This is a genomic window from Micromonospora sp. WMMC250 (genome assembly GCF_027460215.1).
GTDB classification, from domain to species: domain Bacteria; phylum Actinomycetota; class Actinomycetes; order Mycobacteriales; family Micromonosporaceae; genus Micromonospora; species Micromonospora taraxaci.
The window spans coordinates 1,662,344-1,688,486 of the sequence record NZ_JAPZBJ010000002.1; the positions used below are offsets into that span (position 1 = coordinate 1,662,344).

The following is a 26,143-nucleotide window of genomic DNA, read 5'->3' on the forward strand; positions in this document are numbered from 1 at the left end:
CCCTCGCCAACCCGGTCGGCGCGCGATGCACGCGCGTCCTCGGCCTACCAGCCCTTGTGGAACATCGTCCACGCCGCGCCGGCGGTCACCACCAGCCCGAGGAGGACCGCGATCGGAACCGATCCCTCGCCGAGGGAACTGGTATGGCCGAGGCCGTTCGCGTAGATGAAGGCACCCATCGCGGCACCGGTGGCCAAGCCGATGGCGATCGCGAGCGCGGGTCGGCCGGCGCCTCGTGACCGGGCCGGCTCCGTGTGAGTGTGGCTCTCGTCGAGGGTCATGTCCGACCGGTACCCCGATGGCGGCACGCAGACACTCCTCTCCTCGTGGGGCTGCACCAGGAAACCGCTTACCCGCCTGCTATTGACGCTCGTCACTGGCTGTCAGTAGCGTGGTACGGGCAGCGAGAAAGCGCTTTCCGACCCTCACCGTCCGACAGGGAGCGCCCCCATGCCCCGAAACCTCCGTTCGCTCTGCCTCATCCTGCTCGCCGTCGTCGCCGTGGTGAGCACCACCACCGCCCTGCCCGCCGAGGCCGCGCCCCGCTTCCGGGTGCTGGTCTTCTCCAAGATCACGAACTTCTACCATGACTCGATCCCGGCTGGCATCGCCGCCATCCAGCAACTCGGCGCCACACACAACTTCGAGGTCGTCGCCACCACCGACGCCGCCGCGTTCACCGACGCCAACCTCGCCACCTTCGACGCCCTGGTCTTCAACAACACCAACTCGCTCCCCACCTCGGGTGACCTGCTCAACGCCAGCCAGCGGGCCGCGTTGCAGACCTTCATCCGCAACGGCGGCGGCTGGGCCGGCCTGCACGCCGCCTCGGCCAGCGAACGCGACTGGCAGTGGTACGAGGGCCTGGTCGGCACGATCTTCGACTACCACCCGGACTTCTCCTCGACCGGCGGCACGTTCCCCGGCCGCGTCAAGGTGCTCGACCGTGCGCACCCCTCCACCCGCAACCTGCCGGAGCTCTGGGAGCAGAGCGAGGAGTGGTACAACTGGCGGACCAACCCGACCGGCAAGGTGCACACCCTCGCGCAGATCAAGGTGCGCGACGGGATCAACGGGCTGGACGAGGGCGTCGACCACGCGTACTCCTGGTGCCAGCGCTACGACGGCGGCCGGTCCTGGTTCACCGCCGGCGGGCACGCCAGCTCGCAGTTCAGCAGCGCGACCTTCCTGGAGCACCTGCGCTACGGCATCGAGTGGGCCGCCGGCGCGGTAGCCGGCGACTGCTCGGCCACGAAGACCAGCAACTTCGAACGGGTGGGTCTGGTCACCGAGAACCTGGCCGACCCGTTCGAACTGGCCGTCGCCCCGGACCGGAAGGTCTACTACATCCAGCGCACCGGCGCGTTGAAGGTCGTCAACCAGGACACGCTCCAGGTCACCACGCTGCTCGACTTCGCGTACACCTCGGCGATGACCGACCAGTCCGACGGGCTGCTCGGGATGACCCTGGACCGCAACTTCGCCAGCAACGGCTGGATCTACCTCCTCTGGTCGGACAAGACCCTCAAACAGCTCAACCTGTCCCGCTTCACGGTCGCCAACAACAGCGTCGCGCTCTCCTCGGAGAAACGCCTGCTGACCATCCCCACCTACCGGGGTGAGGGCCGGGCCAACTCGCACATGGGCGGCTCGCTGGCCATGGACGGGGCCGGGCGGCTCTACGCGGCGATCGGCGACAACACCGACCCGTTCGCCTCCAGCGGCTATACCCCGATCGACGAGCGCTCCGGCCGCGCCGCCTGGGACGCCCAGGGCACCGCCGGCAACACCAACGACCTGCGCGGCAAGATCCTGCGGATCACCCCGCAGTCCGACGGTACGTACACAGTGCCCACCGGCAACCTCTTCGCCCCCGGCACCGCGAGGACCCGGCCGGAGATCTACGCGATGGGCATGCGCAACCCGTTCCGGATCACCGTCGAGCCGCAGACCAACGCGGTGCTCGTAGCCGACTACGGCCCGGACGCGCGCGTCGCCGACGCCAACCGCGGCCCGGAGGGGACCGTCGAGTTCAACCGGATCACCGCGGCTGGCAACTACGGTTGGCCGTACTGCGTGGGCAACAACATCCCGTTCAACGACTACAACTTCGCCACCAACACCTCGGGCGCGAAGTTCAACTGCGGAGCACCGGTCAACAACTCCCCCAACAACACCGGCCTGACCAACCTGCCGGCGTCGAAGTCGGCGCTGGTGTGGTACGCGTACTCCGCGTCCACCCAGTTCCCGGAGCTGGGCACCGGCGGTGGCGGGCCGATGAGCGGCCCGGTCTACGACTACGACCCGGCCAACACCCGCACCACCAAGTTCCCGGAGTACTTCGAGGGCAAGTGGATCACGTATGAGCTGACGCGCAGGTGGTTCAAGACGCTCTCCCTCCACAAGACGGCGCAGACGTTCAGCAACGCGCGCTTCGGGCCGACCGCCGTCGGCGACCTCCAGTCGATCAACGGCATCTTCGACACCATGAGCTGGATCCAGCCCTTCGAGGCGGAGTTCGGCCCGGACGGTTCGCTCTACGTCATCGACTTCGGCGAGGGCACCGGTAGCGGTCGCGGCGGCAGCAACGCCGGGGCGGGCATCTACCGGATCGACTACGTGGCGAACGGCCGACCACCGACCGCGAAGATCGCCGCCACCCCGGACAGCGGACGCGCGCCGCTCACCGTGAGCTTCTCATCGGCGGGCACGACGGCGGGTGACGGCACGGCGCTCAGCTACGCCTGGGACTTCACCAACGACGGCACCACCGACTCGACCGCCGCGAACCCGAGCTTCACCTACAGCAACGCCGGCAGGTACACGGCCCGGTTGACCGTCCGCAACAGCGGCAACGGGTTGACCGCGACCGCCGTCACCGACGTGGTGGTCGGCAACACCCGACCCACGGTGACCCTCAGCGTGCCCGACGGCGGGTTCTTCGACTTCGGCGACAAGATCCCGTTCACGGTGACGGTCACCGACCCGGAGGACACCACAGTCGACTGCAGCAAGGTGACCGTGCAGACGCAGCTCGGCCACGACTCGCACGCCCACCCGTTGGACGTCTACACCGGCTGCTCGGGGCTGCTCTCCACCGAGGCGGACGCCGGTGACGGGCACGGGCCGGGGCAGAACCTCTACACCCTGATCACCGCCCAGTACACCGATGGGGGCGCGGCCGGCGCACCGGCGCTGACCGGCTCGACCCGCGTGCAGTTGCAGCCCAAGAGCAAGGAGGCCGAGCACTTCAGCGCCCAGTCCGGCGTCACTGTCAACGAGCGGGCCACCGCCCGCGCCGGCAAGCGGCTCGGCGACGTCGACCACAACGACTGGGTCGCGTACGGGCCGGTGGACCTGCGCAACATCGGCTCGGTGACCCTCGGGCTGACCAACGGCGGTCTCGGTGGCACCATCGAACTGCGCACCGGCTCACCGACCGGCACGCTGATCGGCACGGCCGCCATCGCCTCGACCGGCGGGTGGGACAACCTGGTCTCCCCCACCGTCACGCTGACCAACAAGCCGACGGGCACCACCACCCTGTACGCGAAGTTCGTCAACACCGCCCAGACCGGCGGCACCCCCGACCTGGTCGCACTGGACTGGCTGCGGTTCAACGGCGCCGGGGTCAAACAGGAACCGGGCGGGTCGCTGTCCCTGGCGGCGAACCCGGCCAGCGGCACCGGGACGCTGAACACCACGCTCACCGCCACCGCGACAGCCCCGTCCGGGCAGAGCATCACCGACTACGCGTGGGACTTCGGTGACAACAGCGCCATCACCCACGGGGCGACGCTGCGGTCGATCGCTCACACGTACCCCCGCAAGGGCGTCTACACCGCCCGGGTGACGACCACCTACACGAGCGGGGAAACCCGCTCGATCAACCTGACCGTCACGGTCAACTGATCGCGGAGCGGCGGCGCGCGGGGGTCCACCCCGCCCGTCGCCGCTGCGCAGGGCGGGTCGCGTCGCAGCCGGGCGCTCAGGGGAAGCTGACCTCGGCCTCGGACAGGAGCTTCTACACATCGGCGCCGTGCGCGGCGGCCTGGTCGTGCGGGCGGGCGGCGGGCCGGGGCCCACGGGCGGGCGGCCAACTGCTGGTACTCCGCAAGCTCGGGCATCTTGCGGTCCAGGCGTAACCACGGCGGAGGGCGCAGCGCCTGGGACCGGCATCGAGTGGCTGCTCATTGGTGAGCGATGTCGGCCGACACCGGCGGAGCCGACTCGAGCGGACCGTCAGAATGGTCGGGCGCTCGCCGCGAATGGGCTACCGTCGCTGTCCTGGAGTCAGTCTTTACCATGCGACGGGCCGATCGTTGTGGCGGGCTCGGCAGGCGAGGATTCATCGAGGACGCGGAGGGCGCATGCGCATTGAAGTGTCGTGGGTCGATGAAGTTCATGAGGGCTTGAGCGATCTTGAAAGGAGTCTCGGGCAGGATCCGCGTTTCGATGACGTGCCGATCGCCCGTGGGCGGCCGGTCGTCCCGAGACATACTCTGGGCGCCGCGGAGGTGCTGGAACTCGTCGCTACGAACGTCGGCCTCGGGATCGTGGCGAATGCGCTGTACGGCTATCTGCGGCAGCGGGTGCGCGCTGGCCTTCCCGAGAGCAACGCGAAGTTGCGGCTGACCCGGATCGATCTCCCTGACGGCGTCCGTCAGGTCGACATTGAGTATTCCGGGCCGGTCGCGAATGTCGAACAGATCGTGCGCGACGCGCTCGGCGACGACTGGCCGCGACGATGACTCAGGTGTCATCGTGGGACGCCGACGTTGGCCGGCTCGATCCGGGCCAGTCAGTGGCTGTCCTCATCGGCGTGACGGACTATCCACGCTCGGATTTTCCGTCCGTGCCGCAGGCCCGGGAGTCGGTGCGACGCCTTGCCGCCGAATTGGCGGACACGTCGGTGTGGGGTGTGTCTCGACCAACGCGGCTGTTCGAGCTGATCGATCCTGACCGGGCCGCCGTACTGCGCACGGTGGCAGACGCCGGACAGTTGGTCAAGCGGCAAGGCATGCTGCTGGTGTACTTCGTCGGCCACGCGGAGCCCGCCGGTGGCGAGCTGTGTCTGGCGATGCGCGACGCCGATCGGCAACATCCCCGCGCCACCATGGTGCCGGTGTCCGAGCTGGTCGCCGCCGCGGGCGGATCGCGCGCCGACAAGCGCATGCTGGTACTGGACTGCTGCTTCTCCGGGCGGGCCGCAGCGGCGCTGCCCGGGGCGTCGGTAAAGATCGGCGAAGCTGCCGGCTGGTACTTCATCGGTGCGGCCGACGGGTCGACCGAGGCGTCCGTTCCCCCGGACGGCGAGCTGACATTGTTCACTGACCGGCTCGTCCAGGCCCTCGACGGCCTGTCCGACGGGCCGGAGTGGTTCACCCCCGCGCACGTGTGGCGGGCGACCGCCGTCCAACTGCCACCTGACCATCAACCGGTCCACAACGACCTGGCGTGGGCCGACCGGCAGCCATGGGTCCGCAATCGCCGTTGGCTGCCACGACCGCGCCGCGCCCACGCACCGACCGCCCGCATCGGAGATGCCGACGCGATTGCGGCGCCGCCCGAGCTGTACGCGGTACCGCGGTACCTCGGCTCCCACGCGTTCGTGGGCCGGGCCGGTCAGCTGGAGACACTCGACGACTGGGCCTCTGCGGCGCAGCCCCACCCCGTCCTGTTGTTCGAGGCGATCGGCGGCACCGGCAAGAGCATGCTGACCTGGCAGTGGGTCACCAGGTACGCCCCGATCGTGCGCCCGGACCTGGCGGGCCGGATCTGGTACTCGTTCTACGACAGCGGCGCCACGATGGCCGACTTCTGCCGCCACGCAGTGGCTTACATGACCGGCCGCCCTCTCGCCGACCTCCGTGGCATGAAGGTGACGAAGCTGACCGAGTTGCTGCTGGAGCAGCTGCGATCGCGGCCGTGGCTTCTGGTGCTGGACGGTGTGGAACGGCTTCTGGTGGCCTATCACCGCCATGACGCCAGCCAACTTCCGGACGATCTGGCCGGAACCTCCGAGGAGTTCGCTGACCGCGACCCGTGCAGCGCGATCCGGCCGGTCGACGACGAACTGCTCCAGCAATTGACCGACGCCACGCCGTCCAAGGTGCTGGTCACCTCCCGGCTGACGCCACAGATACTGCTCAACGCCGCGAACCAGCCGATCCCTGGCGTGCTCGTCGAGCGTCTGCCCGGCCTGCGTCCGGCCGATGCGGAAGCCATGCTGCGCGGCTGTGGCGTTACCGGTGACAGCCACCGGATCCAGGACTATCTGCAACGGCACTGCGACTGCCATCCATTGGTCGCCGGCATCATCGCCGGTCTCGTGAACAACTACCTCCCGGCGCGCGGAGACTTCGACCGGTGGGCGACCGATCCGGAGTTCGGTGGCCGGCTCAATCTCGGCGACCCCGACCTGCCGTGGAAGCGCAACCACATCCTCACAGCAGCGCTCGACGCGTTGCCGGAGGCGAGCCGCCGCCTGCTGTCCGCACTGAGCATCCTCACCGATGCGGTGGACTACCCCACCATGGCGGCGCTGCATTCGGACCACCGGCCGCCACCGACCGGGGGCGCGTGGCCCGACGACCCCATACCAATGCCGAAACGGCAGTCGTCGACGGCCCTGGCCGCGACCGTCACCGATCTGGAACGTCGCGGGCTGCTGCAGTATGAGCGCAACGCGCGGCGTTGGGACCTGCATCCCGTCGTGCGCGCCACCGCCCGGGACCGCCTGCTGCCAGGCGAACGGGACCGCATCGGTCAGCAGATCATCGATCACTTCTCGCAACAGTCACCCAACACCTACGAGCATGCGACCAGCCTCGACGACCTCCGCGACGCACTCACCGTCGCGCGGACAACGGTCCAGATCGAACAATTCAACAACGCCGCCGAGCTGATTCGCGACTTGACCGAGACCTTGGCGTTCCGGTTGGAAGCCTATCCCGAACTGGTCGCCCTGACCCGCCCCATACTCACCATGGACCGGGCGGCGGAGGTGGTACGCGCCCCCCTCCTGGCAAGTCTCGCGACGTCGGCCGGGATAGCACTAGGCGAACTCGGCCTGGAGCACGAGTCAGCAGAAAGCATCAAGGTGTCCCTGACACTCAGGACCGAACTTGGCGACCACTTCAATATGTGTACGGACTTGAGAAGTATTGCCATCGCCCTCACGCGTATGCGCCGCTTCACCATCGCTGGACGCTGCTTCAATCTGACGCTTGAGCTCGCCGGAGCGATCGAGAGCCGAGAGGAGCAACTGCTGACCTCTCGAGTGATGGCCATGGCTTATCTCGGCCTGCTGGGACGTTGGGCCGAGGCCGAGCGGTACTGGCGTCTCCTCGAACCGATGAACCGGGAGGTAGACATCAAACTCATGCGACCAGGCGCCCCGGACATCCACTACCTTGCACACGTTGCGTTCCCGCAGGGCAAACTCACGAGCGAGGCACTGTCCCAGGCCGAGCGCATAGCCGCCCGGGGACGGAACCGAAAAGGCGTTCGCCAACTGCACCACCTGCGCGGGCAGTGGCTCCTGCAACGTGGTGAGACCGCCGAAGCAGCCGAAGCGTTACAAGAAGCGGTCCGCATGGCCCGGGAGTCCGGCTTCCCAGACGTCGGTGCCGAAGCGCTCCTCGCCCTGGCTCAGGTACGCGCCCGGTCCGGTCGCCACGACGATGCCCGTGCGGTCGCCCACCGGCTGTCATCGGTCAGCAAACCTCCGCACCAGACGCTGGCCGAGCTCAGGCACACGCTCGGCGACACCGCTCAAGCGATCACTCACGCCCATGCCGCGTACGCCCAGGCCTGGGCGGAAGGTGAACCCTACGTTGATCGCTACGGGCTCACCCAGGCTGAAGCGCTCCTGCGGATCCTCGGCGTCCAACCGCCGAACCTGCCGCCCTACGCCGCGGCCAACCACCCGGTAGAGGACTGGGAACGCCAGGCGGCCGAGGCCGTCGCCGCGTATCTCGCCGAGACCAGGTCGTAACCACCCACCTACCAGAGGCCGTCGCAACGCCAGCCCGACAATCCCGTGGCGGTTGATGCCTGACGCATTCGACACCAGAAACCCGCTCGTCGGCGTGTCCGGACACCGCCCTACCGCCTCCCGGGGCCGGTGGTGCCGGGCGGGGGCGGTGCCCCATCGGCACCGCCCCCGCCCGGTCGAACGCTTACTCCCAGGAACTCTGCTGCGTGTAGACGAGGTTGCCGGGAATGACGGCGCCGTTGGTGTTCCACTCGGTGTACGCCCAGAAGTCGCCGTCGGCCAGCGGCTTCTTCGGCTTCAGCGTGAACCCGTACGTCATCCCGCGCTCCACGGTGGCGGGTGCCTCCAGCGTGGCACCCGCGTACGTGGCGTTTCGGCTGATGACGGCGTGCCCGAGCTGGAAGTCGACGACCGGACCACCGGGGTACTGCGCGAACACGTACGCGGTGTAGCGCCCCGGCTCGGGCAGGAACTTGTAGGCCTGCTCCGCGCTGGTCCAGTACCTGTCGCTGCTGTAGATCAGCTCGTCGCCCTTGTACAGGTACAGGTCGAGGTTCGTGTTCGGGTCGTCGGTGGTGGTCTCGACCACGATGCCTGCGGTGTTCGCCGGCACCGTGAAGTCGACAGTCTTCACTCCGGTGGCCTTCGGGTCGAACACGCCGCCGTAGACGCCGGCCGGCATCGAGTACGACGTCCGCCGCATCGGCGTGTAACCGGTGCTGCGGCCGGCGAACGGTCCGGTGAAGCCGGGCTGGAGCGAGCCGAACGCACCGTTGGTCATCCGGCCGAACTCCTCGCCGTCGTCGGCGTACGGCCGGGGGGTGATGCCCCACGGGCGGGCGGCGACTGGGATCCGGGCGCTGTGCGCCTTGCCCTGCCAGGTGATCGAGCCGGTCACGTAGCGGTCCCAGGGTGCGCTGCCCCGACGCACGGTGATGGTCACCGTCGCGGACTGACCGGGCGCGAGCGTCACCGATGCCGGGGACACGGTGACCTTCATGCCGGGCAGGCCGGACACCGACGAACGGTAGGTCTCCTTCGCCTTACCGACGTTGGTCAGGGTGCGGGTGACGGTCACCGGCCGGGTGCCGTCGTACTCGCGCAACGAGATGGCCGGCAGGTTGAGTTCCTGGCCGTCGGGCTGGGTCGTCTCGCTGAACGTGACCAGTTCCGCCGCCGTCGGTTGGATGACCAGGCCTGGGTCGGTGGCCTTGGCCAGGTTGATGAACCCGCTGCCCTGCTCCAGGGGGTCGCTGGTACCGACGGTGTCGGTGGCGGTGGTCCGCAGCGCGGAGGCGACGGTGCCGGGTGACCACTCCGGGTGGGTGGCGCGCAGGATCGCTGCTGCGCCGGCCACGTACGGCGAGGCCATCGAGGTGCCGGAGTACGCGTCGTAGTTCCGCCCGAAGTTGCCCGCCGGCGAGACCGCGGCGATGATGTTCGACCCCGGCGCGACGAGGTCCGGCTTGAAGACGCCGAGGGTGACCTTGTCCGGGCCGGTGGAGGAGAAGTCCGCCACGCTGGGCAGGCCGGGGACGCTGGATCCGTCACCGCCGCTGCGCAGGGAGACCTTCGCGTCGGTGGGGTGGCGCATCAGGTAGTTGAAGAGCGAGCCGGCCTGCTTCTCGGTCGGCAGGTAGACCACCGGGAAGTTGAAGATGGAGTTGATCCGGTAGTTGCCGACCGGGTCGAACACCACCATCGCCGCGCCGCCCTTGCCCTTGATCTCGGCGGCGGAGCCGAACATGTCGGACAGCGCGCAGGCGACGACCTTGCCCTTGATCTTGGCCGGGTCGAGGCTGCCGGGCTCACAGTAGACAGCGCCCAGATCGGGCGAGCCGGCCTGATCGCCGAAGACCATCGGCCGCGAGTCGCCGCCGGGCAGGGCGTCCAGCGAACCGCCGACGAGCTTCGTGCCGTCGCCCAGCTTGACCGTCGCCTCGTCGAGCTTCGTCACCGCCGCCCCGACGGTGGTCACCCACGGCGCCGCGTTGCTGATCGCCCCGCTCACGATGCCGGTGTTACCCGCCGACGCCGCCACGAAGACCCCGGCCAGCGTGGCGTTGAGGAACGCGATGCCGATGGGCGTGTTGGCCTCCCAGTCGCCGAGCTGGGAGCCGATCGAGAAGTTGATGACCTGCACACCGTCGGCCACAGCGGCGTCGATGCCGGCGATGATGTCGGCGTCGTAGCCCATGCCACCCCAGAGCACCTTGTAGACGGCGATCTGGGCGTCCGGGGCAACCCCGGAGACCGGGCCGAAGCGGCGGCCGTCGATCGTGACGTTCGGCAGCGGCAGACCGGCGGCGGTGGAGGCGGTGTGCGTGCCGTGCCCGGACAGGTCGCGGGGGGACAGGAACTCACCGTCGGGCACCGTGCCGCCGTACGCCAGCCACGAGTCGGCGAAGTACCGCGCGCCGACGATCTTGCCGTTGCAGTGCTCGGCGACGAAGGCCACACCGGTCTGGCAGGTGCCGCGCCAGTTCGCCGGTGCGGGCATCTTCTTGGCGAACGACGCGCTCTCCGGCCAGATGCCGGTGTCCAGGACACCGATGACCATGCCCGCGCCGGTACCGGGGCCGGGCTTGCCGGGCTTACCGGGCTTGTCCGGCTTGCCGGCGGCATCCACTCCTGCCGGTTGGTCCGACTCGCCAGGAGTCGGCAGGGCCGGGGCGCCGGGGGCCGGGGCGGTCGGCGGAGGCGTCGGGGTGCCGAGCGCCCGTGAGGCGGTGACGGCGCGGACGCGCTTGTCCGCCCGCAACGCGGTCACCTGCTGGGCGGTCAGCTTCGCGGAGAACCCGTTGAACGCGGTGGTGTACGAGGCGGTGACCTGCACCTTCGCGGCGGCGGCGACGGCGCTGCGCTGGGCGTCGAGGTGACCGCGGTAGGCCCGTGCCGGTGCCGAGGTCACGTCCAGCCGGTCACCCGCCTGCGGGCGGGTCCGCGCCAGCCCGGCCGAGCCGCCGGCGTACGAGGTCAGGGGCTCCTCGGCCAGCTCGACGATGTACATGCCGGGACGGGTCTCGTCCCCAGCGGCCTTTGGGTCGGCAGCCTTCCTACCACCCGGCCGGCGGTCGGCGCCGTCGGTCAGGGTGACCTTCTTGTCGGACCCGGCGGTGAAGTAGCCGGCGCTGCCGCCACCTGACGGTCCTGCGGGTGCCGCCGACGCCGATCCCGCGACGCCGGTGGTTCCGGTGACCAGGGCGAGGACCAGCGTCGGTATTGCTAGTCTTCGCACCCTGTTTCCGCTCGTGCTGGTTGCCACGAGGCTCCTTTCGATGGCTCCTTTGTGGAGCACTGTTCCGATCGCGACCCGCTCATGGGAGCGCTCCCCCACCTAAGCCGCCGACGGTTAATCGGGGATTCGGAGAGTGTTTCGGATCGCTGGTGCGTATAAGATCACGTTCCGCCGGCCACGCCTAGATCATGTTTTGCCGATGCCGCCTGAGCAGCGCCCCCCGCCGACGGCGCCCACCCGCGCTCCGCAGTGGTCACTCATGATCATTTAGTATCGGCGTCCATCGTGACGTGTGACACGGAGGTTTGGTGGCATGTGGGGATTCCTGAAGCGGTCCAAGGCACCGGCCCTGGACCCGACCTACGGTGACCCGCACCGCAAGGCCCTGATCCGCGCGTTGGAGAAGCGCCGGTGGAAGTTCGCGCGGGAACTGCTCACCATGGCCGCCGACCCGGACGAGATGGCCTTCCTCATGGAGGCGGTCGGCGGTGTCGACGGGATTCAGGACTGGATCGGCGAATGGATCGACGCCGAGCCCGACTCGACGTTGCCGGTGCTGGTCGCCGGCTGTCACGCGGTGCACTGGGCGTGGGACGCGCGCGGCGGTAAGCGGGCGAAGTACACCACCGCTGAGCAGTTCAAGGGGTTCCACGAGCGGCTGCACTACGCCGAATCGTTGTTGGAGAAGGTGCTCGCCCGCGAACCCGACAACGTGACCGCCCGGGCCTGGCTGGTCACCAGCGCCCGCGGCCTGGGAGTCGGGGCGGCGGAGGCCCGAGAGCGCTTCGAGGCGGTGACTCGACTCCACCCGGGGCACGTGGTCGCGCACGAGCAGCGGTTGCAGTATCTGTGCGCCAAGTGGTCCGGCAGTCACGAGGAGATGTTCGACTTCGCCCGGGGTGCGGCGGCTGCGGCCGGGCCTTTCAGCCTCCTGCACGAGTTGGTGGCCGTCGCCCACTTCGAGAGGTGGGAGGCCACCGACATCGAGGACGGCAACGCCTACTTCGATTCGGACGAGGTCCGCGCCGAGCTTCTCGCCGCGGCGGAGAGCTCGATCTTCCACCCAGACTACGTTCCCGCCGGTCCCGGCTGGGCGCCTCGGCTGGCCATCTTCGCCCTGACCTTCGAGCTGGCGGAGGAGTTCGACGCGGCCGCGCACGCGTTCGCGTTGCTCGACGGGATGGTCACCGAGTGGCCGTGGCAGGTCCTCGGCGATCCGGTGGAGAAGTTCACCGCCTCCCGCGACTGGGTGGCCACGAACCGAGGTGCCGCCTGAGCGAGTGGTGCCTGACCTGCGCCCGCCACTTCAACGACCCCGACCGGTGTCTCGGTCGGCGACCGGGCGACCGCCCGCGCCGGCAGATATGTGGTTGCTCACCACCGACCTCGACCGGCTAGGGTCAGGCGGCCAGGCCGTGACATCCGGGAGTCCACGGGGAGAACCCGATGATCGATCTCAGCCACAAGCCGACCCTGACCGGCAACCTGGTCACGCTGCGGCCGCCGACCGCCGACGACGCCGAAGCCATGACCGCGGTCATGGCTGATCCCGACGTGGCCCGTCTGACCGGCAGTGTGACCAGCAGCGCGGATCTGGGAGTGCCCCCACCGTTGGAGCGCAGCCGCGACTGGTACGGCTCACGGGGCGCCGCCGACGACCGACTCGACCTGGTCGTCGTGGACAAGGCCACCGATCGCGTCGTCGGCGAGGTCGTGCTCAACTCGTGGGACCCCGACGCCCGCAGCGTCAACTTCCGCACCATGGTCGGGCCGGAGGGCCGCGGTCGTGGACTGGGCACCGAGGCCGCCCGGCTCGTGCTCGGCTACGCCTTCGACCAGGTGGGGATGCATCGGGTGGGGTTGGAGGTCTTCGACTTCAATCCCCGCGCCCGACACGTCTACGAGAAGATCGGCTTCGTCCACGAGGGCACCCGACGCCACGCCCTGTGCTTCGACGGCGACTGGGTCGACGCCCACGACATGTCCATCCTGGAGCACGAGTGGGCTGACCACCGCGGCAACTCCTGACCGACATCACCGAGCGCCCCGGCACCGCCAGACCACCGTGCACACCCCGGCCAGGCCCAGCCCGAGCAGCGGCGCTACACCCACACCGGCGACCGTGCAGGCCACCGCCGACAGCGCCGGCGGCACCCAGCACCAGGCCGGCACGGTCCGCGGCGCGCGACCGCGCCGACGGGCGGCGGCCTCGGTCGCCATCGGCACCACCAGCACCGGCAGCGCGGCGGCCAGCAGCGTCAGCCAGGGCAACACCAGGCGGTCGAAGCGCGCCACCGCCAGCAGCCCACCGAGCACCGCGACGGCGAGCATCGCCGCCCGCGCCGGCACCCGGGGCACCAGGCCGCGCAACGCCAACGAACCGGAGTACGTGGTGGTCAGCGCGGCGGCGAAGACCGCCACCGCGACGAACAGATTCGCGTACGCGGCCAGGCCCGATCCGGCGGCGAGCAGCGCGACCACGTCGGCCTCGCCGGTGCGCAGCCACAGGCCGGCACCGGCGATCACCCCGAGCAGCGCCGGCCCGATCAGCAGCCCCACGCACCAGAGCAGGTCCCGCCGGCGGGCGAGGCCGACGCTGAAGTCGGGTGCACGCAACGCGAACACCGCCGCGTAGCCGATCAGCGCGGCGGCGTCCGCGAACCCACCGAAGGCGAGCCGGACGGGCGCGCCGGGCGGCGGCAGCACGGCCAGGCACCAACCGACCAGCACCACCGCGCTGAGCGTGGTGACCACCGCGATCCGGTTGCCGAGTCGGGCCGGCGCCCAGGAGACGGCGAGGACCGCCACCTCCAACAGGGCCGGCCCGGCCCAGCCCGGCAGGTGCGTCAACGCCGCCAGCGATGCACCGCCGAGCCCGACGTTGAACCCGTTCCACCCGACCATCGACACGGTCAGCACCGCCGCCAGCAGCACCCGCGAGGTGTTCCCCAGGTACGCGGGCAGCACCGCGGTCAGCGTCCCACCGTCGCCGAGCGGCCGACGCAGACCGATGCGGCCCTGCCCCCAGAGCAGTGCCGCCATCAGCGCTCCGCCGACCAGCAGACCCGCCACCGGCACCGCCCCGCCGTGCCGGGCGGCCATCGCCGCGCCGAGCACCAGCGTGGCAGGTGCGGTGCCGATGCCCAGCCACGCGCCGACCGCCGCCGGCCAGCGCCGTTCGGCAGTTTCAGACAACGTGGCGCAGGTAGCCGGCCACCGCCGCGTCCAGCACCTCGGCACCCGGGCGCGCCCACACCTCGGCGGAGAAGACCTCCACCTCGATCGGGCCGACGTAACCGGCCGCGTCCACCGCCTCGCGCAACCGGCGCAACTCGATGCACCCGTCGCCCGGCAGCGCCCGGCCGAGCAGCACCCCCTCCGGCAGCGGCGTCACCCAGTCGCAGACCTGGAACGCGGCGATCCACTCGCCGGCCCGCGCGATCTGCGCGTACACCGTGTCGTCCCACCAGACGTGGTACGCGTCCACGACAACGCCGACCACCGACGGGTCGAACCGCTCGGCGATGTCGAGCGCCTGGCCCAGGGTGGCGATCACGCAGCGGTCGGCGGCGAACATCGGGTGCAGCGGCTCGATCGCCAGCCGCACCCCGGCGGCCTCGGCGTGCGGGGCCAACTCCCCGATCGCGTCGGCGACCCGCTGCCGGGCGCCGTCGATATCCCGGCTGCCGGGCGGCAGCCCACCGGACACCAGCACCAACTCCGGGGCGCCCAGTGTGGCCGCCTCCTCGATGGCCCGCAGGTTCTCCGCGCGCCAGCCGTCGGCGGAGAAGAAACCACCCCGGCACAGCGAGGTGACGGTGAGACCCGCGTCGCGGACCAGCTTCGCCGACCGGGCCAACCCGTACTCGGCGACCGGCTCGCGCCACAACCCGATGCCCGGCACCCCGGCCGCCACGCAGCCGGCCACCACGTCCGGCAGCGGCCAACGCTGGGCGGTGGCCTGGTTGAACGAGAAGCGCGCGAGACCCGCCGAGCTGGTCTTCGCTCCCGACTGCGGGGCTCGCAAACCCGGCTCACTCCTCGCGCTCACTGAGCTGGTCTTCGCTCCCGACTGCGGGGCTCGCAAACCCGGCTCACTCCTCGCGCTCACTGAGCTGGTCTTCGCTCCCGACTGCGGGGCTCGCAAACCCGGCTCACTCCTCGCGCTCACTGGGCCACCCCCGCGACTGTGAAGAACGCCCGCGCCCGGGCCGCCGCCAGGTCGGCGTCCGGCAGCAGCCCGGCCGCGTCGGCCAGGGTGAGCAGGGTCGCCAGGTGCGCCGGGGACCGGCCGGACTGCGCTCCGCCGACCATGGTGAAGTGGTCCTGGTGCCCGGCCAGCCAGGCCAGGAACACGATCCCCGTCTTGTAGTGCCAGGTCGGGGCCGCGAACAGCTGCCGGGCCAGCGGCACGGTCGGTGCGAAGATCTCGTCGTACGCGGCCAGGTCCCCCCGGTCCAGGGCCGCGAACGCGGCGGCGGCGGCCGGCGCGATGGCCGCGAACACCCCGAGCAGCGCGTCGGAGTGACCCACCTCGTCGCCCCGGATCAGCTCCGGGTAGTGGAAGTCGTCACCCGTGTAGAGGCGCACCCCGGCGGGGAGCCGGCGGCGCAGCGCGACCTCCCGGTCGGCGTCCAGCAGCGACACCTTGATGCCGTCCACACTCGACTGGTGGGCCTTGATCAGCTCCACGACCGTGTCGGCGGCCAGGTCCAGGTCGGCGGCACCCCAGTACCCGGTCAACGCCGGGTCGAACATCGGGCCCAGCCAGTGCAGCACCACCGGCTCGTCGACGGCGCTCAGCAGCTGGTCGTACACCCGGAGGTAGTCTTCCGGCCCGCGCGCCGCGGCGGCCAGGTGCCGGCTGCACATCAGCACCGGGCGGGCGCCGGCCGCGCGGACGTCGGCGAGCTGTTCGAGGTACGCGGCGGTGACCGCCGCCAGTGTCGCCGGACCGGCCGGCAGCTGGTCCGTGCCGACCCCGGCGACGATCCGGCCGCCCACCGCTCGGGCCTCGGCGGCGCTGCGGCGGATCAACTCCCGGGTGGCCGGGTAGTCCAGCCCCATCCCCCGCTGCGCGGTGTCCATCGCCTCGGCGACCCCCAGCCCGTACGACCAGAGGTGCCGCCGGAAGGCGAGGGTGGTGTCCCAGTCGACGGCCGCCGGGGCACCCGGCACGTTCTCCGCCGTCGGGTCGGCGACCACGTGCGCGGCGGCGTACGCGATCCGGCTGGTCGCCGGCGCGGCCGGACGGGCGAAGCCGCCGCCTCCGGTGAGCCGGTGCCGCCGGCCGCCCGGCAGCACCACCTCGGCCGTCACCGGTGGCACCACCTCGGCCGTCATGAGCGCACCTCCGGCACCTCGACCCGAGCACCCTCGCGGGCGGAGCGCAGCCCCAACTCGGCGAGTTGGACGCCGCGCGCCCCGGCCAGGAAGTCCCAGCGGAACGGCTCACCGGCGACGACGTGCCGCAGGTACGCCTCCCACTGCACCTTGAAGCCGTTGTCGAACTCCTCGTTGTCGGGCACCTCGGCCCACTGGGCCCGGAAGTCCTCGGTGGCGGGCAGGTCCGGGTTCCACACCGGCTTCGGCGTGACCGCCCGGTGCTGCACCCGGCAGTTGCGCAGCCCGGCCACCGCGCTGCCCTCGGTGCCGTCGACCTGGAACTCCACCAGCTCGTCGCGGTACACCCGCACGTTCCAGGACGAGTTGATCTGCGCGATGATCCCGCCGTCGAGTTCGAAGACGGCGTACGCGGCGTCGTCGGCGGTGGCCGGATACGCCTGACCGGCCTCGTCGACGCGCTCGGGGACGTGGGTGGCGGTCACGCAGGACACCGCCCGCACCCGGCCGAACAGTTCCTCCAGCACGTAGTGCCAGTGCGGGAACATGTCGACCACGATGCCGCCGCCGTCCTCGGCCCGGTAGTTCCACGACGGCCGCTGGGCGGGCTGCCAGTCACCTTCGAACACCCAGTAGCCGAACTCGCCGCGAACGGAGAGGATCCGGCCGAAGAAGCCGCCGTCGACGAGGCGCTTGAGCTTGCGCAGACCCGGCAGGAAGAGCTTGTCCTGCACGACGCCGGTGCGTACGCCGGCCGCGTCCGCCGCCCGGGCCAGGTCGAGCGCCGCAGCGGTGTCCTCGGCGAGGGGCTTCTCCGTGTAGATGTGCTTGCCGGCCTCAATTGCCTGCCGGATCGCCTTCTCGCGCTGCTGGGTGACCTGCGCGTCGAAGTAGATCTCGAGGTCGTCGCGGGCCAGCGCGGAGGTCAGGTCGGTGGTCCAGTCGGTGAGCCCGTGCCGCTCGGCGATCTCGCGGAGCTTCGTCTCGTTACGCCCGACCAGGACCGGCTCCGGCCAGACGGTCGTGCCGTCGGCCAGCGTCACGCCGCCGGACTCACGGATGGCCAGCAAGGACCGGACGAGGTGCTGGCGGTAACCCATCCTTCCGGTCACACCGTTGACGATGATGCCGATCGACCTGCGGGTCATGGTGTTCCTTCCGTCGTGCTGGTCGTGCCGATCCGCGCTCAGTGGTTGGCGGCCGCGCTGCCGAGCAACCCACGCAGGTCGGTGGCGAGCCGGTCGAAACGGGGATCCGACATCACCGACGCGTAGTCGCGGTGCGCCGGCAGGTCGACCGGGAAGGTGCGGATGATCCGGCCGGGCCGGGGGCTCATCACCACGACCCGGGTGCCGAGGAAGACCGCCTCGGCGATGGAGTGGGTGACCAGCACGACGGTGGTGCCGGTCTCCCGCCAGATCCGGTGCAGTTCGGCGTTCATCTGCTCCCGGGTCAACGCGTCCAGCGCGCCGAACGGCTCGTCCATCAGCAGCACCGGCGGGGAGTGCAGCAGCGCGCGACAGAGCGCCACCCGCTGCTGCATGCCGCCGGACAACTCGTGTGGCAGTGCCTTCTCGAAGCCGGTCAGGCCGGTCATCTCGATCAGCTCGTCAGCCCGGCGGGACGCCTGGGCCCGATCCATGCCGCGCATCTCGGCCTGGAGCAGGATGTTGGCCCGGGCGCCGCGCCACTCCAGCAGCGCGGCCTTCTGGAAGACGAAGCCGATCTCCTTCTGCGGGCCCCGGACCGGGCGCCGCAACAGCGACACCGCGCCGCTGGTCGGAGTGACCAACCCGGCGACGATCTTCAGGAGGGTGGACTTGCCGCAGCCGGACGGGCCGACGATCGTCACGAACTCGCCGGGCTCGATGTCCAGCGACACGTCGTCCAGGGCGGTGGTCTGGGACCGCCGGGACGTGAACCGTACGGTCACCCCGGACATCCCGATGGCGGTGCCGGTGGCTGCCGGCGCGGCGGTCACCGGGTCACCCCTGCTTCGCGTACGAGGAATCCCAGTACGCGTTTGGCGCGCCCGGGTCCTTCAGCTCCGCGTAGCGGGACATCAGGTCGATGGTCTCGGTCCACTGTTCCTCGGTGTTCACCCCGGGCGGTCCTTCACCGCCGAGCAGAGGCAACACGAGGGTGAGTTGCTTGGTGAGCACCTCGGGCGCCGGCTCGTTCTCGGCGAGCGCTGCCATCGCGGTCACCGCGCCGGCCGGGTCGCGGGCGGCTTCGGCCCAGGACTTCTGGGTGGCCTTGACGAACTTGCGGGCCAACTCCGGGTCCTTCTGCAGGGTCTGGGTGTTGGCGATCAGGCCGGTGCCGAGCAGGTTCATCCCGTAGTCGGCGAAGAGCAGGACGTCGACCTTCTTGCCGGTCTTGCTCTCGATGGTGGGCGCCTGGTCGTGGAAGAAGCCCATGATGGCGTCGACCTTGCCCTCGGCCAGGGCGGCGATCTTGCCGGCGGCGTCGACGTTGACGACCTTGACGTCGTCCTTCTTCAGGCCGTTCTTCTCCAGCCAGGCCGGGAAGGTCGCGTAGAGGGCGTCGCCGGGAGTGCCCCCGACGGTCTTGCCCTTGAGATCCGCCGGGGTCTTGATGGTCTCCTCGGAGAAGAACTCCACCGAGGAGGGCCCCTTCTCCAGGTACGCGCCGAGGCTGCGCACCGGCATGCCGGTGGCCACCGACTTGAGTAGCACGGGGCTGTCCGCCCAGCCGAAGTCGGTCTGCTTCTGGGCGACCTGCTTGACCGTGTTACCCGAGCCGTTGCCCGGCAGGATCTTCAGGTCGATGCCCTCGGCGGAGTAGTAGCCGTTCTGCAGGCCGTAGTAGAACGGCGCGTGCTCGCCGTAGGGCACCCAGTTCAGGGTCAGGGTGACCTGCTTCTTGCCGTCCGCGCCGGTGGTGCCGGCGGAGTCGTCCCCACCGCAGCCGGTGGCGGCGAACAGGAGGGCGGCGGTGACCAGGATGGTGGTGGCGGTGCGTTTCATCGGTGCCTCCGTGATGGGGTCGGTCAGGAGGTGGTCAGGGACACGCCGGCGCGGCGGCTGGCGTGCCACGGGATGAGCAGTGCCTCGGCGATCTCGACCAGGACGAACAGGACGATGCCGATGGCGGACATCAGGATCAGGTCGGCGAACAGCAGCGGGGCGTCGAGGTTGCCGTTGGCCAGCAACAGGACGTAGCCGAGCCCTTCGCTGGCGCCGACGAACTCGCCGACCACGGCACCGACCACCGCGAGGGTGACCGCCACCTTGAGACCGGCCATGAGGTGCGGCAACGCGTTCGGGAAGCGGATCTTGCGGAAGGTGCGCCACGGCCCGGCACCCATCGTGGCGGCCAGGTCGAGCAGCTCAGGGTCGGTGGAGCGCAGGCCGGCCACGCCGGAGATGACCACCGGGAAGAACGCGATGAGCACCGCCAGGATGATCTTCGGGGTGAGGCCGAGGCCGAACCAGACCACCAGCAGTGGCGCGATGGCGATCTTCGGGATGACCTGTGCGAACAGGACGATCGGGTAGAGCGCCTTGTCCAGGGTGCGGGAGTACGCGATGGCGACAGCGGTCGCCAGGCCCAGCGCGGCGGCCAGCACGAAGCCGAGCACCGTCTCGTACAGGGTGACCAGTGTGTGTCGGGCCAGTTCGGACCACTGCCCGGTCATCGTCTCCCAGACCTGGCCGGGTGTGGGCACCAGGTAGTTCGGGACGTACTCCTGGGCGGCCACGAACCACCAGGCGGCGAACAGGACCGCGAGCACCAGCGCCGGACGCCAGAGAGAGTCGGCGAAGGCCGCCGCCCGGCGACCCAGCGTGGGTCGTGGTGGACGGCCAGCGGCCGTGCCGACCATGCTGGACGGTCGCGCGCTGCCGGCGTCGGCCGACCCGGGCGACGACGGAGAATCGGCCGCCCGTTCACCACCCGCCTGGTCGGCGGCGGCGTGCCGGCCCGCCGTGTCCAGAGAGTTCTCGGTCACGCGGAACCTCCTCGGGGGCCCGGCACGGCACGCGGGGGTGGGCCGGTCGGCGGATCAGGCAAACGCTTTCCTGGAGCGTAGGCGGGCACCTCGATGCCAGGCAAGGCCTTTCCTCGATCTATTCGTCGATTGCCGAGCCAGTCGGCTCCCGCCGCCCCGAGATCGACTCGGCTTCCTGCGAACCGGGCTGTCAGCGACCTTCGGACACCCCGATCGCAGTGAAACCGAGTGGATCACCCACCGGTCCAACCTGGACTCGGTGGCGCGAGCCGACCGTCAGGAGGCCGCCGGGTAGGTGTCGAGCAGGCCGCACATGCCCAGCCGACCCCGCTCGACCGGCTCGTCCACCGCGTACACGCCGGCCTCGCCCAGGTGCCGGGGATCCCCCCGCTCCAGAGCGTCGAGGTGGGCGCCGGTGTCGGCGGCCGCCCGGCCCGCGCCGGACTCCCAACGCTGCCGCCATCGCGCCAGCAGCGGCTCGCGTAGCGCGACCGCCGCGGCGTGGAAGGCGGCCAACGCCGTCGGCCCGCCGGACCGCAGCGCCTGGAACCCGGTCACCGCCAGATCACGTCGGCGGTACGCGGCCCGCACGTCCGCGCCCGGCGCTCCCCCGTCGGGAAGTGCCGCCGCGGCGGCGTACGCGGCCGGGTCGGCCAGCACGTCGGGCGGGAAGGTCAGGATCGCGTCACCGGCCTCGGGTAACCCGCTGTTCTGCATGAGCACCACGATGGTCAGCCCTCCCCCGTTGACCAGGCGGTGCACGGTGCCGGGCTCGAACCAGACCACAGCCCCCGGCCGCAGTGGCGTCTCCCGGAAGCCGGCGGCGGTCACTGTCTGCACCGCGCCCTCGCCGCCGGTCACCACGTACCCCTCGGTGCAGCACAGGTGCACGTGCGGGGTGCCGCCGACCAGCCCGTCCGGGGCGAGCGTGTCGTAGACGCGCAGCCGGGAAACCCCGATCCCACCGGGCAGCGGGGCCGACCGGTCATTCATCGAAGTACTCGTCGGTGTCGTCCGCCGCCGGCAGCGACACCAGCAGCACGGTCAGGTCGCCGATGGCCCGGTGCCGGCATCCCGGCTTGATCAGGAACGCGGACATCGGTCGGGCCGGATGGCGAACGCCGTCCAACTCGACCTCGCCCTCACCGGCGAGCACGATGTAGTACTCGGTGGCGACCCGGTGGTGGTGGGTGACCGCGTCCTGCACCTGGAGCAGGTGCACGCTGGCCTGGCCGTCGCTCTCGGCGATGAAGCCTCGGCGGGTGGTCCCACACGAGCAGCGTCTGGCGGGAAGTTCGTCGAGTTGGAGTACCGCGAAGCTGTCGGACACGGCCGGGCCTCCCTGCGGGAAAGGGCTTTCTCTGCGGTACCGTGACGCTAGCCGGCACGACGAAACGCCGTCAACAGATCGAGGGGGCGGGCCATGGCGACCCTGTCCGATGTGGCGCGCCGGGCGGGCGTCTCACCCGCCACCGCCTCCCGTGTCATCAACGGCAGCAGCAAACCGGTCACCGACGAGCTGCGCGAGCGGGTGCTCGCCGCCGTCGCCGAGTTGCAGTACGTGCCGAACGCGCACGCCCAACTGCTGGCCCGCTCACACCGCAGCGCGGTGGGCGTGATCGTGCACGACGTCTCCGACCCGTACTTCGCCGAGATCACCCGCGGTCTGCAACGCGTCGCCACCGACCAGGGCCGACTGCTGATGATCTGCAACAGCTACCGGGACCCGGACCGTGAGTTGGAGTACGTGGAGCTGCTGCGCGGCCACCAGGTGGCGGCGTTGATCCTGGCCGGCTCCGGCTACCACGACGAGGCGTTCACCCGGCAGCTCAACGAGAAGCTCGCCGCGTACGAGGCCACCGGCGGGCGGGTCGCGGTGATCGGCCGGCACGAGCACTCCGGCGACGCGGTGATGCCGGACAACCGGACCGGCGGCTACCTGGCCGGCCGGGAGCTGTGCGGGCTGGGGCACCGGGCGATCGGCGTCGTCGCCGGCCCACGGATCCTGACAACCACGACCGACCGGTTGGCCGGTCTCCGCCAGGCCCTCACCGAACAGGGCCGCGAGCTGCCCGAACGGCGCATCCGGTACGCGGAGTTCGACCGCGACGGGGGCGCGGAGGCGACCGCCCGACTCCTCGACGCCGACCCGGAGCTGACCGCGATCGTGGCGCTCAACGACTCGATGGCCATCGGCGCGCTCGCCACCCTGCGAGCGCGCGGGCTGGCCGTGCCGCAGCAGACCTCGGTGGTGGGCTTCGACGACATGCCGATCGCCCGGGACGTGACGCCGGCGCTGACCACAGTGCGACTGCCTCTCGTCGACATGGGGGCGCGCGCGATGTCCCTGGTGCTCGGTGTCGGGGCACCGACGCCCCGGGTCGAGGTGCTCCCCGCCGAGTTGATCCGCCGGGACACCGCCGGGCCCGTCCCACCCTCCGTCCGTGCCACCGCCGGCTCGACGCCGCACCCGCGGCGGGGGGACGCGGCGACGTGACCGGGGGCAGCCCGACCCAACGGCGCATCACCAGCGCCGACGTGCGGCATCTGGTCGGCGCGTCGTTCGGGCCACGCGCCCGGGTGCGGGACACCGGTCCACTGACCGGAGGTGGATACGCGACGGTCTGGTGGGCGTTGCTCGACGACGACCGCCGGGTGGTTCTGAAGCTGGCGCCGCCGGCCGGGACGCCGCTGCTGCGCTACGAGCGTGGGCTCTGCGTGGCCGAGGCCGACTACTTCCGGCTCGTCGCCGAGCGTGCCCCTCAGGTGCCGACGCCCGTCGTGCTGCATCACGGCGTCGACCCGGCGTACGGCGAGTGGTTGGTCACCACGATGCTGCCCGGCCGGTCGCTGTCCGACCTGGCCGACGGCGGCGCCGTGGTCGACGACGGCCCGGCACGCCACGACCTCGGGGCGGCCCTCGCCGCGTTGCACAGGGTCACCGGCGACCGGTTCGGCTACGACGGCGACCGGCCTTCCGGGCCAACCTGGCGGGCCGCGTTCACGGCGATGCTCGACGCGCTGCTCGCCGACGCGTCCGACTGGGACGTCCGGCTGCCGTTCCCGCCCGAGCGCCTGCACGCGCTGGTGGAGCGGCACGCCGACGTGCTGGACGAGGTGCGTCGCCCGGCGCTGCTGCACTTCGACTGCTGGGACGGCAACGTGCTGGCCGCGCCCGACGCGGACGGCCGGCTGCGGCTGCGTGGCCTGGTGGACGGCGAGCGGTTCCTCTACGGCGATCCGCTGCTGGACCTGGTCTCGCCGCTGCTCTTCCGGCGCGTCGAGGACACGCCGGAGCATCCGTTGCTGCGCGGCTACCGCGCCGCCGCCGCGGAGCCGCTGCTGCTGGACACCTCGGCGCGTACCCGCCTGGGTCTGTACCGGTTGCACCTCTACCTGCTGATGACAGTGGAGATGCCCAGCCGCGGCATGACGGCACAGACCCACCCCGGGCGGCACGCCCGACTGGCGGAACTGCTGGACGCGGAGATCGCCGCGCTCGCCTTGTAGGCGCCCGGGGATAACCGATTGTTCGCGGCTCGTCGTGGGCTTAACCTCCCCCGGTGCTGATTCGGGAGTTCGTCGACCAGGACTGGTCGCAGGTGTGGCCGATCATCCAGGAGGTGATCGGGGCTCAGGAGACCTTCACCTACGACCCGGCGATGACCGCCGAGCAGTCGTACGCCGTGTGGGTCGAGGCCTCGCCGGGGCGCACCGTCGTCGCGGTGAACGGCGGGCGGGTGCTCGGCACCGCGAAGATGGGCACCAACAAACCGGGGCCGGGAGCGCACGTCTCCACCGCGAGTTTCATGGTCGCCGCCGACGCCCGGGGCCGGGGCGTCGGCACCGCGCTGTGCCGCGACGCCCTGACCTGGGCTCGCGAGCAGGGGTACGCGGGCATGCAGTTCAACGCCGTCGCGGAGAGCAACCAATCGGCGGTGGAGCTGTACCGGCGGGAGGGCTTCGCGGTGATCGGCACGGTGCCGGGGGCGTTCCGTCACCCCACCCTCGGCCGGGTCGGCCTACACGTCATGTACCAGGAGTTCTGACCGGAATTCGGGCCTGGGCGATCTCACGCACGCTGGTTCGCGGCGGGCGGATGCCGCGTGTTGTTGGATGCCTGTCGAGCTGCCCCAGATGTGGGGCAGCTCGACAGGCACGGCGGAACATACGGGCGGAAGCCCCGCCCAGGCGCGACGCCAGCTCAGACCGTCGAGGGATGGCCGGCCGGTGGCTCACCAACCTGATTCACCAGGGCCGAAGCAGGCGGACAAGGCGGCTCCGCGCCGGCGCGGCGGACCGGGCTGAAGAGGCCGGCGACAGCTACCAGTAGGCACCCCGCTCCGGCCGCGAGCGTGACGGCTGCGACCCCGAACCGGGCGGCGGCCCAGGTCAGCACGACAGCACCGGCGGGACCGAGGGCGTAGTGCGTGCTCCAGAACGCCGACGTCACCCGGCCGAGCAGGTGGTCGGGGGTGATCTCCTGGCGCAGCGACATCGAACAGATCCCGCCGATGCTGAGACAGCACAGGTACACCGCTGTCAGCGCGGTGACCGCCGGCACGCTCGTCGCGATGCCGACGCCGGCCACCGCGAAACCGCAGACGGCGTGCGCGCCGATCCAGGTCGCGCCGAATCCGCGTCGCCGGCGCAGCGGGGCCACCAGCAGCGCACCGGCGACAGTGCCCAGCGCCGCCAGACCGAGGACCGTGCCGACGGTGCCCTCGGAGCCGCCCAGGTCATGGGTGACGTGGTAGATCAGCACGTCGACGAAGCCGTAGGTCAGGAAGATGAAGACCGACAACAGGACGGTCAGCGCGCGCAGGACGGGCTGTCCCCACAGGAACCGCGCCCCGGCGAGGAACTCGGCCAACGGGCGTTCCCGGGCTACCGGGGCGGCGTCGGCGGGCGCGGGTCGCAGACGGATCAACCACAGGCCGGCCGCGGAGAGCGCGAAGCTCGCCGCGTTGACGGCGATGGCGGTCGCCGGGCCGAAGCGCGCCGCCACCACACCGGCGAGCAGCGGTCCGAGAACGGCGGCAGCCGCGTACGTCGCCTGCAACCGGCCGTTGGCCTCGGTGATCCGATCCCGGTCGACGAGGTTACGGACAGCGGTCACCGCCGCGACCTGGAACACCATGCCGGCCGCCTCGCAGATCGGCAGCACGACGAAGAGCAGCCAGACCTGCGGGCCGGCGAGCCACACCAACGGCACCAGGCCGTAGAGCACCAGCCGGGTCAGGTCCGCCACGATCATCAGCGTGCGCCGGTCGTACCTGTCGACCAGCACCCCGCCGAAGACCCCGGCGGCGACGGACGCCGCACCCGCGACGGCGGTGAGGAGGCCCATCTGCGCCACCGACCCGGTCGCCTGGAGCACCAGCAGCGGCACCGCGAGGTAGGCGAACGAGTCACCGGCCGCCGAGAGCGACTGCGCGACCCAGTACGTGCCGAAGGTGCGGTCCCGCCACAGCGGAGGGCGTACGTCGTGACCCGCAGTCGGTGTACTCATCGCAGTGGATGGTGGCACGACTGCGGAGCGCACGGAAACGGCCGTGGGGATCCCACGGCCGTTTCCGGGAAACGCAGA

At 70.8% G+C, this 26,143-nt stretch carries 20 protein-coding genes; 8 read left to right on the forward strand and 12 right to left on the reverse strand.

Going from position 1 to position 26,143, the window contains the following annotated elements; translation table 11 throughout:
- Positions 1-44: 44 nt before the first annotated feature.
- A complete protein-coding gene (locus O3438_RS07205) occupies positions 45-281 on the reverse strand; it encodes a hypothetical protein (protein ID WP_269679189.1) in 237 nt (78 codons plus the stop codon).
- Positions 282-450: 169 nt separating this feature from the next.
- On the opposite strand from O3438_RS07205, the gene O3438_RS07210 reads away from it, so the two are divergent.
- The 3 genes from O3438_RS07210 (at position 451) to O3438_RS07220 (ending at position 7,999) form a co-directional block, all read left to right on the forward strand.
- Positions 451-3,912 carry a ThuA domain-containing protein gene (locus tag O3438_RS07210; protein ID WP_269679190.1) on the forward strand — a complete coding sequence of 1,154 codons (3,462 nt, stop codon included), beginning with the start codon at positions 451-453 and terminating at the stop codon, positions 3,910-3,912.
- Positions 3,913-4,370: 458 nt separating this feature from the next.
- Positions 4,371-4,751: a hypothetical protein gene (locus O3438_RS07215; protein WP_269679191.1), complete on the forward strand. Its 381-nt coding sequence runs from the start codon at positions 4,371-4,373 to the stop codon at positions 4,749-4,751.
- Between the two features lie 5 nt (positions 4,752-4,756).
- Positions 4,757-7,999 (forward strand): caspase, EACC1-associated type, encoded by a 3,243-nt coding sequence (locus O3438_RS07220; RefSeq protein ID WP_269679192.1) that lies wholly within the window; start codon positions 4,757-4,759, stop codon positions 7,997-7,999.
- 184 nt (positions 8,000-8,183) lie between these two features.
- On the opposite strand, the gene O3438_RS07225 is transcribed toward O3438_RS07220, so the two are convergent.
- Entirely contained in the window at positions 8,184-11,264 is a 3,081-nt protein-coding gene (locus O3438_RS07225) for a S8 family peptidase (protein ID WP_269679193.1), read from the reverse strand.
- Positions 11,265-11,550: 286 nt separating this feature from the next.
- On the opposite strand from O3438_RS07225, the gene O3438_RS07230 reads away from it, so the two are divergent.
- Positions 11,551-12,513 (forward strand): DUF4034 domain-containing protein, encoded by a 963-nt coding sequence (locus tag O3438_RS07230; protein WP_269679194.1) that lies wholly within the window; start codon positions 11,551-11,553, stop codon positions 12,511-12,513.
- A 170-nt stretch (positions 12,514-12,683) separates the two neighbouring features.
- The gene (locus O3438_RS07235; RefSeq protein WP_269679195.1) at positions 12,684-13,265 is read left to right on the forward strand and encodes a GNAT family N-acetyltransferase; all 582 of its coding nucleotides are present in this window, start codon (positions 12,684-12,686) and stop codon (positions 13,263-13,265) included.
- Between the two features lie 6 nt (positions 13,266-13,271).
- Here the strand turns inward: O3438_RS07235 and O3438_RS07240 are convergent, their stop codons facing one another.
- From O3438_RS07240 to O3438_RS07280, 9 genes are all read right to left on the reverse strand, one after another.
- Positions 13,272-14,432, reverse strand: coding sequence for a hypothetical protein (locus tag O3438_RS07240; RefSeq protein ID WP_269679196.1), 1,161 nt, complete (start codon positions 14,430-14,432; stop codon positions 13,272-13,274).
- Positions 14,425-15,264: a sugar phosphate isomerase/epimerase family protein gene (locus O3438_RS07245; protein WP_269679197.1), complete on the reverse strand. Its 840-nt coding sequence runs from the start codon at positions 15,262-15,264 to the stop codon at positions 14,425-14,427. Before O3438_RS07245 ends, O3438_RS07240 begins: the two co-directional genes overlap by 8 nt.
- 140 nt (positions 15,265-15,404) lie before the next feature.
- Entirely contained in the window at positions 15,405-16,580 is a 1,176-nt protein-coding gene (locus O3438_RS07250) for a dihydrodipicolinate synthase family protein (RefSeq protein ID WP_269679198.1), read from the reverse strand.
- The gene (locus tag O3438_RS07255) at positions 16,577-17,728 is read right to left on the reverse strand and encodes a Gfo/Idh/MocA family protein (RefSeq protein ID WP_269679199.1); all 1,152 of its coding nucleotides are present in this window, start codon (positions 17,726-17,728) and stop codon (positions 16,577-16,579) included. The genes O3438_RS07250 and O3438_RS07255 overlap by 4 nt, the downstream gene beginning before the upstream one ends.
- A gap of 38 nt (positions 17,729-17,766) precedes the next feature.
- Entirely contained in the window at positions 17,767-18,522 is a 756-nt protein-coding gene (locus O3438_RS07260; protein ID WP_442929708.1) for an ABC transporter ATP-binding protein, read from the reverse strand.
- 43 nt (positions 18,523-18,565) lie between these two features.
- Positions 18,566-19,570: an ABC transporter substrate-binding protein gene (locus tag O3438_RS07265; protein WP_269679201.1), complete on the reverse strand. Its 1,005-nt coding sequence runs from the start codon at positions 19,568-19,570 to the stop codon at positions 18,566-18,568.
- Positions 19,571-19,593: 23 nt separating this feature from the next.
- Entirely contained in the window at positions 19,594-20,553 is a 960-nt protein-coding gene (locus O3438_RS07270) for an ABC transporter permease (protein ID WP_269679202.1), read from the reverse strand.
- Positions 20,554-20,829: 276 nt separating this feature from the next.
- Positions 20,830-21,546, reverse strand: coding sequence for a cupin domain-containing protein (locus O3438_RS07275; RefSeq protein WP_269679203.1), 717 nt, complete (start codon positions 21,544-21,546; stop codon positions 20,830-20,832).
- Positions 21,539-21,883: a cupin domain-containing protein gene (locus O3438_RS07280; protein WP_269679204.1), complete on the reverse strand. Its 345-nt coding sequence runs from the start codon at positions 21,881-21,883 to the stop codon at positions 21,539-21,541. The genes O3438_RS07275 and O3438_RS07280 overlap by 8 nt, the downstream gene beginning before the upstream one ends.
- Positions 21,884-21,976: 93 nt before the next feature.
- Between O3438_RS07280 and O3438_RS07285 the strand changes: the two genes are divergently transcribed.
- The 3 genes from O3438_RS07285 to O3438_RS07295 are packed head-to-tail and all read left to right on the forward strand — an operon-like array spanning position 21,977 to position 24,602.
- Complete coding sequence (locus O3438_RS07285) at positions 21,977-23,050, forward strand: LacI family DNA-binding transcriptional regulator (RefSeq protein WP_269679205.1); 1,074 nt, start codon at positions 21,977-21,979, stop codon at positions 23,048-23,050.
- Positions 23,047-24,063: a phosphotransferase family protein gene (locus O3438_RS07290; RefSeq protein WP_269679206.1), complete on the forward strand. Its 1,017-nt coding sequence runs from the start codon at positions 23,047-23,049 to the stop codon at positions 24,061-24,063. The genes O3438_RS07285 and O3438_RS07290 overlap by 4 nt, the downstream gene beginning before the upstream one ends.
- Before the next feature lie 53 nt (positions 24,064-24,116).
- Positions 24,117-24,602: a GNAT family N-acetyltransferase gene (locus tag O3438_RS07295; RefSeq protein ID WP_269679207.1), complete on the forward strand. Its 486-nt coding sequence runs from the start codon at positions 24,117-24,119 to the stop codon at positions 24,600-24,602.
- 155 nt (positions 24,603-24,757) lie between these two features.
- On the opposite strand, the gene O3438_RS07300 is transcribed toward O3438_RS07295, so the two are convergent.
- Positions 24,758-26,065 (reverse strand): MFS transporter, encoded by a 1,308-nt coding sequence (locus tag O3438_RS07300; RefSeq protein WP_269679208.1) that lies wholly within the window; start codon positions 26,063-26,065, stop codon positions 24,758-24,760.
- Between the last annotated feature and the right edge of the window lie 78 nt (positions 26,066-26,143).